Origin of the sequence: Pseudoalteromonas sp. CR1 (genome assembly GCF_019392235.1) — a bacterium.
GTDB lineage: Bacteria > Pseudomonadota > Gammaproteobacteria > Enterobacterales > Alteromonadaceae > Pseudoalteromonas.
Genome location: NZ_JAHXRM010000010.1, coordinates 1 through 13,585 on the forward strand (window position 1 = coordinate 1; position 13,585 = coordinate 13,585).

9 protein-coding genes and 1 tRNA gene are annotated in these 13,585 nt (G+C 39.8%); 7 read left to right on the plus strand and 3 right to left on the minus strand.

Features of this window, described 5'->3' with window-relative positions; all coding sequences use genetic code 11:
* The first annotated feature begins 202 nt into the window (after positions 1–202).
* Both nadA and KZZ04_RS10255 read left to right on the plus strand, forming a co-directional pair.
* Positions 203–1,243: a quinolinate synthase NadA gene (gene nadA, locus KZZ04_RS10250; RefSeq protein WP_219422657.1), complete on the plus strand. Its 1,041-nt coding sequence runs from the start codon at positions 203–205 to the stop codon at positions 1,241–1,243.
* Positions 1,244–1,438: 195 nt separating this feature from the next.
* Positions 1,439–1,528: transfer RNA gene (locus tag KZZ04_RS10255), tRNA-Ser, on the plus strand.
* 42 nt (positions 1,529–1,570) lie between these two features.
* Here the strand turns inward: KZZ04_RS10255 and KZZ04_RS10260 are convergent.
* Positions 1,571–3,226: a diguanylate cyclase gene (locus KZZ04_RS10260; RefSeq protein ID WP_219422658.1), complete on the minus strand. Its 1,656-nt coding sequence runs from the start codon at positions 3,224–3,226 to the stop codon at positions 1,571–1,573.
* A gap of 63 nt (positions 3,227–3,289) precedes the next feature.
* Positions 3,290–5,962 carry a CHASE domain-containing protein gene (locus KZZ04_RS10265; protein WP_219422659.1) on the minus strand — a complete coding sequence of 891 codons (2,673 nt, stop codon included), beginning with the start codon at positions 5,960–5,962 and terminating at the stop codon, positions 3,290–3,292.
* 287 nt (positions 5,963–6,249) lie between these two features.
* Between KZZ04_RS10265 and KZZ04_RS10270 the strand changes: the two genes are divergently transcribed.
* The gene (locus KZZ04_RS10270; protein ID WP_219422660.1) at positions 6,250–7,119 is read left to right on the plus strand and encodes an alpha/beta fold hydrolase; all 870 of its coding nucleotides are present in this window, start codon (positions 6,250–6,252) and stop codon (positions 7,117–7,119) included.
* A 50-nt stretch (positions 7,120–7,169) separates the two neighbouring features.
* On the opposite strand, the gene KZZ04_RS10275 is transcribed toward KZZ04_RS10270, so the two are convergent.
* A complete protein-coding gene (locus KZZ04_RS10275; protein WP_219422661.1) occupies positions 7,170–7,559 on the minus strand; it encodes a DUF2750 domain-containing protein in 390 nt (129 codons plus the stop codon).
* A 213-nt stretch (positions 7,560–7,772) separates the two neighbouring features.
* On the opposite strand from KZZ04_RS10275, the gene KZZ04_RS10280 reads away from it, so the two are divergent.
* From KZZ04_RS10280 to KZZ04_RS10295, 4 genes are all read left to right on the plus strand, one after another.
* Complete coding sequence (locus KZZ04_RS10280) at positions 7,773–8,816, plus strand: alkene reductase (protein ID WP_219422662.1); 1,044 nt, start codon at positions 7,773–7,775, stop codon at positions 8,814–8,816.
* Positions 8,817–9,005: 189 nt separating this feature from the next.
* On the plus strand, positions 9,006–11,282 hold the full coding sequence (locus KZZ04_RS10285) for a TonB-dependent receptor (protein ID WP_219422663.1): 2,277 nt from the start codon (positions 9,006–9,008) through the stop codon (positions 11,280–11,282).
* Positions 11,283–11,351: 69 nt separating this feature from the next.
* Positions 11,352–12,476 (plus strand): alkaline phosphatase family protein, encoded by a 1,125-nt coding sequence (locus tag KZZ04_RS10290; protein WP_219422664.1) that lies wholly within the window; start codon positions 11,352–11,354, stop codon positions 12,474–12,476.
* A complete protein-coding gene (locus KZZ04_RS10295; protein ID WP_219422665.1) occupies positions 12,473–13,528 on the plus strand; it encodes an alkaline phosphatase D family protein in 1,056 nt (351 codons plus the stop codon). Before KZZ04_RS10290 ends, KZZ04_RS10295 begins: the two co-directional genes overlap by 4 nt.
* Positions 13,529–13,585 lie beyond the last annotated feature (57 nt).

Sequence of the window (13,585 nt, forward strand, 5' to 3'; positions counted from 1 at the left end):
GTCATTAGCTCAGTTGGTAGAGCAGTTGACTTTTAATCAATTGGTCGATGGTTCGAATCCATCATGACCCACCATTTGTTATATTCCTTTTTAAAATTCCACTCTCTTTTTTATAAACAGCTTAACCAGTTTGCTGTTATTTATGCTTTTATTCTCGTATAATTCGCCGTAATTTATACACTGTACATAAGTGGTCGAGAACATGAGTTTAGCGCAAACTATTATGCCTGAAGGCTATATTTTCCCTCCAAAGCCAGCACCGTTAACGAAAGACGAGCAGAGCGAATATAAAGCACGTATTAAGCAATTACTTAAAGATAAAAACGCGGTACTCGTAGCGCATTATTATACAGATCCTGAAATTCAAGCACTGGCTGAAGAAACAGGTGGCTGTGTTGCCGATTCTTTAGAAATGGCGCGTTTTGGTGCGCGACATGACGCTGACATGATCATTGTTGCAGGCGTACGTTTTATGGGTGAAACAGCAAAAATATTAACCCCCAATAAAACAGTTGTTATGCCAACACTTGAAGCAACCTGCTCGTTAGACATTGGTTGTCCAATTGATGAGTTCTCAGCATTTTGTGATCAGCATCCAGACAGAAAAGTTGTAGTTTATGCAAACACATCAACGGCGGTTAAAGCACGTGCTGATTGGATTGTTACGTCGTCTTGTGCCCTTGAGATTGTTGAGCACTTAGACGAGCAAGGTGAAAAGATTATTTGGGGCCCAGATAAGCACCTAGGCAGCTATATTCAAAAAAATACTGGCGCAGACATGATCATGTGGAATGGCGCATGTATTGTTCACGATGAGTTTAAAACTAAAGCACTTAAAGACATGAAAACGCTGCACCCTGATGCTGGCGTGTTAGTTCACCCCGAATCACCTGCTGAAATTGTTGCACTTGCCGATGCGGTTGGCTCTACAAGCCAGCTTATAAAAGCGGCGCAAACAATGCCTAATAAAAAGTTTATTGTAGCGACTGACCGAGGTATTTTTTATAAAATGCAGCAACTCTGCCCAGAGAAAGAGTTTTTTGCAGCTCCTACGGCTGGTGAAGGCGCTTCATGTAAAAGTTGTGCACATTGCCCGTGGATGGCAATGAATGGCTTAAAAGCGATTGAGGAGGCTTTAATAGACCCTCAAGGTAAAGAAGTATTTGTAGATATGGATTTGCGTGAAGGGGCACTTAAGTCACTTAATCGCATGCTAGATTTTACAGCTAACATGGCAAAATAATAAAACGCACTATTAATAAAAAGGTTACTGAAGTTCAGTCCCTTTTTTTGTGCCTAAAAGAGTTATAGTCATTGAAACTCAACGTGTTGATGTAATTGGTATGATTAGTGAGCAGTTAAAAGCCAGATACTAAAAATGCCTTGCACCTGAGTAACCTATTTCATACTATAACGCGCTGTTGCAATGCAACACTGTGGAGGAATGGCTGAGTGGCTGAAGGCGCACGCCTGGAAAGTGTGTTTAGGTTAACCCCTAACGAGGGTTCGAATCCCTCTTCCTCCACCATCATTCTATATTAGGACGCCTTATGGCGTCCTTTTTTGTGCACTAAGTTTGCTGTGTGGCTTGTTGGCTATTCGATGTGCTATTTTTTCGGGCATATTTTACTGCATACATTCGTTCATCAGCTAAGGTAAAGCACGCTTTGTAATCAGTGCATTCATTACTGCTGGCAATACCAAAACTTAATCCTGATTCTGGCCACTTTTGCTGTAGCTGAATATGTACTTTATTGAGTGCCTTAGCCGTGTTGCTTTCGATTACAGCAAGGTTTTCTAAAGAGTCGGCATTACATAAACAGATAAATTCATCCCCACCGGTTCTATAAACATCCCCTAAGTTAGCCAATCCTTTTTTAATTAACTTAGTAACGTTAATAAGTAACTCATCGCCACTGGCATGACCTAATTGGTCATTTATTGATTTCATACCATCACAATCAATAAATACAATTAAATAAAACGTGCCAATAGTATTTAGCTTTTCTTGTAGTAATAATCGGTTACCTACTTTTGTGAGCGGGTCAATGCGGGATTGTTCGAGGGCATCAATATAATCGTTTTGCTTTATTTTTAACCATTCAGAAAGTGAAAGTAATATACAAATACAATCTATCGCGAGTGCAATTAAAACCCATAACTCAGCCGAGGCGGTTACGATTAAGTTAAGGTGAGCTAAAATAAACACGACAAGAGAAAGGCTATAAATAATATTACCGGTTAAAAAATACTTTGCTCTAAAATCGTTTAGGCTCAACATTTTAAAGCCAAGTACTAGCGTTAGCACCACCCATATTGCTGCTAAGGTGTGTGCTAAATAAAATACCCAATGAAAAGGTAACACAAGGTTTATAAAGCCACTAACAAACGCGGCATACGAAAAATACTTTAAAAATTGGCTTATTCGTGTTTTTTCAACCGAGTGAAAATTAAATAAGTAATAAGCAAATGCGCTGGCTGAAGATATTGCAAACGAAAAAATATACATACCAAGATAGTGCGAGTTTATGCTTTTAAAGCTATAAAACACGCCAAAAACGCCGGCGGCAAACGCCCAACCAATACCGTGCAAGCCAATATAACCTGCGCAATATAACGCAACATTTTGACCTGTTTTTAAATAAAGAATGAGTGCCATGCAGGCGAGGGTAAGCATAATGGTGATGGACATTATGCTCAGTGAATTTACAAAGAATTGTTGATAAATAAAGGTTGGCTCATCAATAATTGCTACGCTTACTGGTTTAGCATAATGGTTGGCATTTAAATAAAGCCATAGTACGCCTTGGGAGTTTGCTTTTAGGTTTAGTTGAAACGCTTGGCCATGCATTATGATTGCTGACTGAGATAAATTACCTTGTGAAAAGTCTGAAATTAAACGAATTCCCTCTGAATCCTGCCAATAAGCATATCCTTCATCGAGGTAATTTGCGTTGGGCAAAATAAACCAACGAGTAGACGTATTCGTTGAAAGTGGTATTTTTGCAATTGCGGGCCCTCGCTTTTCCGATAAAGAAACAAGCGAATTTTGGGTGCCAAGATAAGCATTAATTACTTGCTCACCGGTTTTAGGCGTATTTAAGTTAACCTGTCGCCATATAGGCGAGTTCACTTCAGTGCTTTGTTGTAAATTAAGCATTTGTGCATTAGCGTGAAAAGGTAAGTATGCTAACAAGCACAAATAAACATATAAAAACCGTAGCATGTTACCCCTCATAAAGCTTACTGTTTATAACTGTCGTTTATATATTGCCAATATAACAGTGTTTCATCGGCTATTTTTAATATGCAATGCGTTTATTAATTTTTGTTTTTCAATAGGCTTAGATACATATCCGTCAAAAAGCGCTTCGTATAAGCGTTTTTGTTCAGAAAGCACATTAGCAGTCAGTGCAATTATAATTTGTGATTCATCTATTTTTTTAATAATTTTACATGCTTCAAAGCCATCCATTTTAGGCATCTGAATATCCATTAAAATTATACTAGGCAATCGTTCTTTATAAAGCTCTACGGCTTCTTGGCCATTATTAGCAATGACAATGTGCGCGCCGGCAGGCTCAAGCATGGCGCTTACAACTAATTGATTAATTTTATTGTCTTCAGCAACTAAAATAACTTTATTGGTTAGATCGGGAAGCGCTAAATCATTTAGGGTTTCATTTTCCAACGCTTTTTGCGCTTTCTCTAATGGTAAATAAACATAAAACTGGCTACCAATCCCTTCTTTGCTGGTTACTTTAATGTCGCCGCCCATAAGGTTAATGAGTGACTTAGTGATTGGCAACCCAAGCCCGGTTCCACCATATTCACGCGTTGTTGAAGACTCGGCTTGTTCAAAGCGCTCAAATAACCTGTTCACTACATTTTGCGGTATGCCAATACCTGTGTCTGAAACAATAACGCAAACTTGCTCATTCTCAGTAAGTTTAAACTCAACGGTGACGCCTCCTTTATGCGTAAACTTAATTGCGTTATATATTAAATTTAAAAAAACCTGCCTTATTCTAACAGCATCACCACACCAGTACTTATGTTCTATTGTTGATTTAAATTGCAAATAAATATTTTTTTCTTGAGCGGGTACTAACAAATCAGATTCTAAATGATGTATTAATTCATCTAATTCAAAGCTTTTGTTCTCAAGAGTGAGTTTACCAGCTTCGATTTTTGAAAAATCCAATATATCGTTAATAATGGTGGTTAGTGAGCGGGTAGAGTAGAGTGCTTTTTTTAAAAACTCTGTTGATTTTTCATTCATTGATTGCTCTTGCAGCAGCTGCAGAGTGCCTAAAATACCGTTCATGGGAGTTCGTATTTCATGGCTCATATTCGCCAAAAACTCCGATTTAGTTTTAGCGCTTTGCTCTGCGAGTTCTTTTGCGCGGGCAAGTGCTTGTTCGTGTTTTATTTGCTGCGTTAAATCAAACGCTATACCTAAAAAACCAACAACTTGAGCCCTGTTATTAAGCAGTGATGTAACACTTAAGCTGACTTGAATATGCCTACCTTTAGAGTCTACAAAGGTCCATTGGTTAACATCGGGTTCTGCGGGGGTTGCCTTTACAATCAATGTTTCAAACCCTGGGCTAACTATTTTATTTAGCTCATAACTAAGTTGTTTTGCTTTGCTTATCAGCTCTGTTTCTAAATGAAATATGCTACAGGTTTTTTTGCCTACGACATCATTTGCTTTGTAGCCCAGCAATTTCTCTGCAGCGGGGTTAAACTCGGTAATTAAACCGTTTATGTCGGTAGCTATAATGGTGTAGCTAGCGCTGTCTAAAATGCTGCGCTGCAACATACTAATATCGGCTATTTGCTGGGTTCGTAGCTTTACATCAGTCTCTAGTTTCAAATTGGCTTGTTCAAGAATATTTTTATGTGCCTGCTCGGCTTCACGTCTTAAATTTTCTTTTTGGGCTTTTCTAAAAAATTGTAACTGGATTGCAAGCACAATTAACATAGCAATTAGCGTCAAAAAAATACCATTTACGAGTGCTTGATATTGATAAGGCAAATGCAGGTTTTCTATAAACGCATGAGAGCCATGTAAAGTTATTTGCCACTGACGGCCGATCACATTAGTAACAGTGGATACTTTAAACTCAGTGTTACTTGTTTTATCGCCGTATGTAAAAAAGGCCACATTAGTTGCATCGTTTAGATCGCTAATGGCTAAGTAGTTTTCATTAATATCAAATAATGAGTTTAAAATATTATCTATGAGCAAAGGGGAATATGCCCAGCCATGGAGCGCTTCTAGCCGTTCATCTTTAGATGCAGACGTGATCTTACTATTATAAATAGGTAATAGAATCAAAAAACCATGATGAGCTTTTTTATCTGCTTGTACTAACGTAATAGGTGCAGATAATTGAGCAGCATTTGCAAAAACTGCGTTTAATGCTGCACGTTTACGAATAGTTTCTGAGCCAATATCTAATCCTATTGCTTGTTTATTGTTACTTTCAGGAAAAATATATTGGATTACAAAATGATCACTTTTGTTTTCAGACAATGTTTTAAAGTTAAATAGGGTATCGGGGCGTTCGTTTTTTGCTTTAGTTATAAAAGCGGGTAGTTCGCTCTGGGTTACTTTTTTTATGTACCCAACGCCGTTAGCTCCCGGAAATTCTTGTGCGTAATCTCTTGCGTTTGAGTAACGTTTGATTGTGTTGTAGTTTAAGTTTTCAATACCAATACCTTGTATAAAACCCTTCAGGCTAAATAGCCCGTACTGATATAGCTCCATTCTGTTGTTTATGCCCACAGATAAGTTTGTTAGCTCGTTGTTTAAAGCCGCTAGTACTTTTGTGTCTAATGTTTGTTGATGTTGTATTTGTTGGAAGTAGGTGAAAACAACACCTATAATGAGGATTAAAACCTGAAGCGAAGTACCCAGTATCACTCCTTTATTAGCTCTACTTTGCAAAGCCATTTATTAATCCTTTTGCATGATATTAGTTGAAGTTATGCTACCTCGTTATACATTTCAATATAGCATTTAATAGTTAAGTTACAAGTTAAAAACAAACTAAACGCCTTGTTAAATAGTAAGTTGTTCAGCAGTGTAATTGAGTTTTTTAGTGGCAGTAAATATAAGTAAGCTGACGTTTTTTAATGATAAAGCATTAAATTTATAGGTTGTATTGTTTTTAGACTACTTTTCGGACTTTATCTGTAATTGTGTTAAAACATTTAAAACCACCTATTAGGGCTAACAACATGTATACACTCACACAATGGCAATCAAGCGGTCAGTTTTTAAATATCAACGGCCAGCAAATTTTTACTAAAATAGCAGGGATTGCAAATAAACCCGTGCTGCTTTTAATTCATGGGTTTCCAAGTGCTAGCTGGGACTGGGAAGGTATGTGGGATGAACTTACTAAACACTACTTTTTAGTAACACTTGATATGCTGGGTTTTGGGCTTTCGGATAAACCAATAAACGCGACTTATAAAATTACGGAGCAGGCTGATTTATACACGCAATTTTTAAAGTGTTTAAATATTACCGATGTACACATACTCGCCCACGATTATGGTGATACCGTAGCGCAAGAGCTATTAGCAAGGCAAGTTGCTACTAAAAGTGAAATACGTATACACAGTGTGTGCTTTTTAAATGGTGGGCTATTTCCACACGTACATAAACCGTTATTTATTCAAAAGCTACTTCTTTCAAAACTTGGTTGGATAGTCCCTAAGCTAATGAGCAAACAAAAATTTGCTAAAAACTTAACGACTATATTTGGAAAAAACACGCCACCAGCTCCTTTGGTAATTGATACGTTTTGGGCGCTATTAAATCATAATAATGGTTTGCGTGTTATGCCCAAACTTATTAATTACATTACACAGCGAAAACAAAACGAGCAGCGCTGGGTTGGGGCCATTATTAATAGCGATATACCGGTTACATTTATTGCAGGTGAGCAAGACCCAATTTCAGGTAAACACATGCTTGAGCACTATAAAAAGAGAGTACCTAATGCGCGGGTACAAGGGTTTGCTGATCTGGGGCATTACCCTCAAGTTGAAGATGCTAAGGCAATCACTCAGGCTTATTTAAATTTTAGAAAGCAGATATAAAAAACGCGGCTATTTTAACACCGCGTTTATACACCTAACAAGGATGTTATTTAGTATTTTTTCTTTGGTGCTTTTAGCTGTTTTTCAAATTCATCAGGAAATAAAATGGTGCCGTCGTCTTCCTCGGTTGGGAATACTGCAATAAGTAGGTCGTCTTCTTCAAGGCCCGGTGTCCAGCGGCTAAACCAATCAGCGGTCGGAATTGCTTTAGGTGTACAGCCTTCCCACTCACCGGTTGCCCATGCTTGGGCAAATTCCCGCGTTGGCCACACAGGTACACAGTCGTCATCTTCATTGGTAAGCATTACACAGCCGTCGTCGTCATTTAAAATCCATACTTGCTTGTATTGCTGAACGATTTCAAACATAAACGCGAGACGCTTTTTGGCGCCTAGGCCTAAAATTACGTCGTGTTTGTCGGTTGCATTTTCGCTTGTCATGATGGGCTCACTTTGTTGCTGTCAATTTATATTTATAGGCTACAAGTATATCGAGTTATGTGACACAGTGTTGAAAACTTCACAATTATTTTTGTTATGTAGATCCGTTTTAGAGGTAAGTCAGTATATTTTGAGCAAACATTCAAAATTGATCTTGAATGTTGTCAAAAAGGCCACACTTAGTATGCATACACTTAATCAAGGATTTATAAAATGAACACAGATTTACTTACACCATATCGATTAAACGACACGATTGAACTTAAAAATCGTGTTTTAATGGCACCGCTTACACGTTGTATGGCTGACGAAAATTTAGTGCCAACGCAAGATATGATTGAGTATTATGCACGCCGCGCAGACACAGGATTAATTATTAGCGAAGCGACAATTATTCGCCCAGACGGGCAAGGCTACCCAACAACGCCAGGCTTGTTTACACGCGAGCAAATTCAAGGTTGGAAAAAAGTGACTGACGCTGTTCATGCAAATGGCGGTAAAATGTTTGCTCAACTGTGGCATGTTGGCCGTGTTGCACATCCACACTTTTTTGATGGTGAAGTACTTGCCCCTTCAGCAATAGGTGTAGAGGGTTCGGTACCCCGTATGCGTGAGCTTACTTACATCACGCCAAAAGCCGCGACAACTGACGATATTAAATCGTTGATAGCAGATTTTGCGAAAGCCGCCGAAAATGCAATAGAAGCTGGGTTCGATGGTGTAGAAATTCATGGGGCAAACGGCTATCTGATTGATCAATTTTTACATTACGAAGCCAATGTACGTGAAGATGAGTATGGCCAAACACCGCAAAACATGGCTAGGTTTGCCCTTGAAGTCACCGATGCAGTTATTGCCGCAGTAGGTAACGAGCGTACAGCATTGCGTGTAACACCTGGCGCTTACTTTAATATGAGCGAAGATAACCGTGACAAAGCGGTTTTTGATTACCTATTACCTGAACTCGAAAAAAGAGATCTTGCTTATTTGCACGGTGGTATTTTTGATGACAGCACAACATTCGAATCGCTTGAAGGCAAAACAACTTCAGCGTTTTTACGTGCGGGATACAAAGGAACACTGGTAGGCGTAGGTAGCTACAGCTTTGAGTCAGCAAAAGACGCAATTAATGAAGGTAAGTTTGATTTAATTGCGATTGGCCGCCCACTAATTGCAAACCCAGATTATATTAGCAAAGTAACTAACGGCGAAGAGTTAGTGCCTTACAGCGACGAGATGCTGGCTGAGCTTAAGTAATTTGTAGTAATTAAATGAAAAAGACACTTAATAGGTTATTAAGTGTCTTTTTTTTTACATATTTTCGCCATCGTTCTCTCATATTTGTTTAATCTTTATGTCAATAAAACAAAGCGTTATTGTCATATTTTAAAATCATACTGTGCCCGTTTTCATAATAAACCATTAATAAAATCAAACGGGACAACAATGTACGCTTTAAAGAGTAAATCGATTTTGAGCATGGCCATTGCCATGGCGGTATCAACATCTGCTTATGCTAACGACGACACCACTATTGAAGAAGTTACTGTTGTGGCAAAGCCAACCAGTTACGCTAATAATGTGATTGAACCTGCTATGTTAGAGCAGCAAAGCACGGTTTCAAGTGTTTTGTCGGTTATTGATAATTTGCCAGGCATTAGCATAAACGAAGGTGATGCATTTGGCGGTGACGATTGGTCTACCACCATTACCATGCGTGGTTTTAGTATTGACTCAAACCAGCAACAGTTAGGTATGACAGTCGATGGTATTCCAAATGGCGGCTCTAATTATGGCGGCGGGGCAAAAGCAAATCGCTACCTAGACTCTGAAAACCTTGCAACCGTTGAGGTTGGCCAAGGCACCTCTGATATTAAATCGGCATCACTTGAAGCGCTAGGCGGTACATTTAACTTTGTAAGTAAAGCACCAAGCCTTGAAAAAAGCACTACTTTTGCGTACACATCAGGTAGTCACGATGCAACACGATACTATTTAAAACACGAAACGGGTACGCTGTTTAATAACACCCAAGCTTACGTTAGTTACTCACAAACCGATACCAGCCGTTGGATTGGCTCGGGTAGTAATGGTGGCAAAGACAACCAACACGCCGAAGCTAAATTTGTTACCACATTAAGTGATTTAACCATCACTGGGCGCATATCATACGATGACGTTAGCGAAACAAATTATAACAGTGTAAGTCTGGCCCAATTTGAGCAAACGCCTGACTGGGATCAACTGACGTGGAATTGGACGGGCGTTCCGCATTTTGACCAAATGTTTGCAGAAGGTTGGGGCACACTTCGCGAAAATACGCTAGCGTATTTAAAGTTTGAATACGCTATTTCGCCAACATCTTTACTTACTGTTAGCCCTTATTATCATAAAAACTCAGGGCGTGGTGATTGGATCCCACCTTATTTAACAACCCCAGTAGATGAAAACGGTGATCCAACAACTGAGGGCGGTACTAACGCGGGCTCGTATGGTTTTGTAGATAGCGATGGCAATCCGCTTGCGCCTAACGACGGCTGTACCGCTAGTTTAAGTTGGCCGTGGGAGTCGGGCCCTGGTCTAAACCCTGCGTGTTACGATGCCGGTGCAACACCGGTTATGTCGTATCGTCACACCCATTACAAAAAAGACCGCCTAGGTGTAACAGCCAACTACCAAGCTACCTTTGGTATGCACGACATAGAAGCCGGTTTTTGGTATGAGCAAAGTGACCGCGACGAGTCGCGTGATTGGCATAAAGTGATTAATGCCAGCATTTACCACCATTTTGATAGCACGCCATACTGGACTCAATACAAAAATACGTTTGAGGCAGATACGCTAAAATGGTACGCACAAGACTCAATGATATTTGACGATTTAACACTCAACGTGGGTGTAAAAAAATACCTTGTTGATATTGAAAAGTTTGACCATTACCAAAATGCCACAACCGCTAAAGTTAATAGCGACTCTGACGTGCTATTTAGTGGCGGTGTTGTGTATCAATTAAATAACTCAACCGAGTTATTTGCCAGTTACAGCGAAAATTTTGCAGCCATAAAAGATGGTGTACTTGAGCGCGACAGCTCCGATTTATCAGCGATTGAACCCGAAACGGCTGAAAATATTGACCTAGGCGTTCGTTACCAAAACGACGCACTTAAACTGACCGCTACAGCCTATTCAATAGAGTTTGATAACCGTATTACCTTTATAGCACCGGGCAGTGACACAGGCGGTATTGACTACACCATTGGTACAAATGGCTCTTACTTAAATGTAGGCGGTATTGAATCACAAGGGTTAGAGCTTTCAGCAAGTTACATGTTAAGCCCTGATTGGAGTTTTTATAGCTCGTATACAAATAATAATTCTGAATACAAAGGGGATGCACCTGGTTTTGAAGCCGGTGAAAAGGTTATTGACTCTGTAGATGACTTATTTGTGCTTTCAACCGATTACTACAGTGGCGATTTCCGCTTTGGTTTGTCGGCTAAGTACACAGGTGAGCGTGGCGACGTAGATAGCTACACCGTGCTTGATTTAAATGCAGGTTACGCAGCCGATGTTAATGCGGGTCCATTTAAAGCCATTGATATTGCTTTTGTTGTTTATAACGTGACCGACGAAAGCTATTTAGCTGGCGGTACAGGCAACGGCACTACTTACTTTATTGGTGCGCCACGCACGGCGGCGGTTACCTTTACCGCAACTTTTTAAATAATCAATAACGTTAATATTAGCCCATCACATTGATGGGCTTTTTATTAAACGCAAGGTGAGAAAACCATGCAAACAATATTGAAAGTAATTGCAGCGAGCTTTATTTTACTTGCCAACGCTGTGTGCGCGAGTGACACAAACGTTGTTCTTGTGACCCTTGATGGCGTGCGCTGGCAAGAGGTATTTAGTGGTGCTGATAAAAACCTCATTAGCAATAAAGACTTTGTTAAGCAGCCGACCCAACTACACGATGAATTTTGGGATGAAAACCCTCAAAAACGTCAGCAATTATTAATGCCTTTTTTAACGCAAACGATTGCAAAAGAGGGCGTTATTATTGGCGATAGAAAAAAGGGTTCTACAATGTCGGTAAGTAATCCGTGGTACTTTTCGTACCCCGGTTATAACGAAATTTTAAGCGGCGAAGTAGATGTAAACATAAACAGCAACGATAAAGTTTATAACCCTAATAAAACCATTTTAGAGCGTTTAAACACACACCCTGAATTTAAAAACAGCACCGCATTGTTTGGTAGCTGGGATGTGTTTCCATACATTGTAAATACCCAGCGCAGTAACGTTTATGTAAACGCAGGCTTTATGCCGATTGAAAACAATTTATTTGATAACGCCCCACTTTTAAATGCACTGCAAAAAGAGATCCCCAGCCCGTGGGTCAATGTACGATTAGACAGTTTTACCTACCGCTTTGCTAAAGCCTACATGTTGTCCAAACAACCCAAGTTGCTGGTAATAAGCTTAGGTGAAACAGATGATTTTGCCCACGATGGTCACTACGACGCCTACTTAAAATCAGCCAAACAAAGCGATGCATTTTTAAAAGACTTATGGCAAACCATTCAAAGTACCCCGGGTTATAAAAATAAAACTACGCTTATTATCACAACCGATCACGGCCGTGGTAGTAATGCAAACGATTGGCAACATCATAGTTCTAAACAGGCATTAGCTAAATCAGCGCAGGGTAAAAAAGCATTTCCAGAAGGGATTATTGGTTCAGAGCATATTTGGCTTGGCGCAATTGGCCCTGCAATTAAAGGAAATGGCTTAATAAAAATTAACAATGTTAAACAAGTGCAAATAGCGGCTACGGTGCTTGAGGCGCTTGGGCTACACCCCCACAAAATAAACCCGAATATGGCACCCGCTATTAAAGAGATCTTAAAATGAAAATGCGATTAAAACCTGTTTTATATTCAACACTTGCGTTAGTTATAAGCTCAAGTGCGATGGCTGCGCCATCAAAAATATTGTTTGGCTCGTGCGGGCATCAAGACAAAGACATTCCATTATTCGACACTATAAACAAAGAGCAGGGCGATTTATTTATATTTTTAGGCGACAATATCTACGGGGACACCAACGATATGTCAGTACTTGCCAATAAATATCAAAAATTAGGCGCAAAATCCGGCTTTAAAACCCTAAAAGAAAATACACCCATCATTGCAATGTGGGACGACCACGACTTTGGTCAAAACGATGCCGGAAAAGAATACCCGCATAAAGAGCAATCGCGCCAAATTATGCTCGACTTTTGGGAAGAGCCCGCAAACTCTGAGCGCAGAACACGTTCAGACGGTATTTACACCTCGTATACGTATGGGAAAGGCGAGCAAACTGTACAGGTGATCATGCCTGATTTACGCTGGAACCGTGACACACTTAATCACGTAAGCGAGCTTGAGTATTACACCAAGCGTAAGTTAAATAACCAAGGCCCTTATAGCCCAACAGAGGTTAAAGGAGCGTCTATGCTAGGTGAGGCGCAGTGGCAATGGCTCGAGACTGAGCTTAAAAAGCCAGCCGCAATTAAGCTTATTGCATCAAGCCTTCAATTATTGCCTGACTTTACTGGCTGGGAATCATGGGCTAATTTTCCAGAGGATCGCAATAGGTTATTTGCGCTTATAAAAAAACATAAGGTCAATGGGGTGGTGATCATTAGTGGCGACACGCATTGGGGCGAAATATCTAAATACGATCAAAACCTAGATTACCCGCTTATTGAAATGACCAGCTCAGGCTTAACTGAAAAGTGGAAAGACGTTAGCCCAAATAAACACCGTGTAGGCGACTTCACTCATAACGTAAATTATGGCGATTTAAGCATAGACTGGGAGCAAGCCGACCCGGCTATTTCACTAAAACTTAAAGGCATAGACGGCAAAGTCATTATGCAAAGTAACTTTGGCCTCTCAAGTATTAGCCCTTATAAATAACAGCGCTATAAAACAACAAACGCACAGTGATTAAAAAGTGATTAAAGTAAGTTCTGT

Excerpts from the sequence above, each read along its gene's own strand:
- KZZ04_RS10290 (WP_219422664.1), top strand. The coding sequence starts at position 11,352 with ATGCAAACAATATTGAAAGTAATTGCAGCGAGCTTTATTTTACTTGCC.
- KZZ04_RS10260 (WP_219422658.1), bottom strand. The coding sequence starts at position 3,226 with ATGCTACGGTTTTTATATGTTTATTTGTGCTTGTTAGCATACTTACCT.
- KZZ04_RS10275 (WP_219422661.1), bottom strand. The coding sequence starts at position 7,559 with ATGACAAGCGAAAATGCAACCGACAAACACGACGTAATTTTAGGCCTA.
- KZZ04_RS10270 (WP_219422660.1), top strand. The coding sequence starts at position 6,250 with ATGTATACACTCACACAATGGCAATCAAGCGGTCAGTTTTTAAATATC.
- KZZ04_RS10295 (WP_219422665.1), top strand. The coding sequence starts at position 12,473 with ATGAAAATGCGATTAAAACCTGTTTTATATTCAACACTTGCGTTAGTT.
- KZZ04_RS10265 (WP_219422659.1), bottom strand. The coding sequence starts at position 5,962 with ATGGCTTTGCAAAGTAGAGCTAATAAAGGAGTGATACTGGGTACTTCG.
- KZZ04_RS10285 (WP_219422663.1), top strand. The coding sequence starts at position 9,006 with ATGTACGCTTTAAAGAGTAAATCGATTTTGAGCATGGCCATTGCCATG.
- KZZ04_RS10280 (WP_219422662.1), top strand. The coding sequence starts at position 7,773 with ATGAACACAGATTTACTTACACCATATCGATTAAACGACACGATTGAA.
- nadA (WP_219422657.1), top strand. The coding sequence starts at position 203 with ATGAGTTTAGCGCAAACTATTATGCCTGAAGGCTATATTTTCCCTCCA.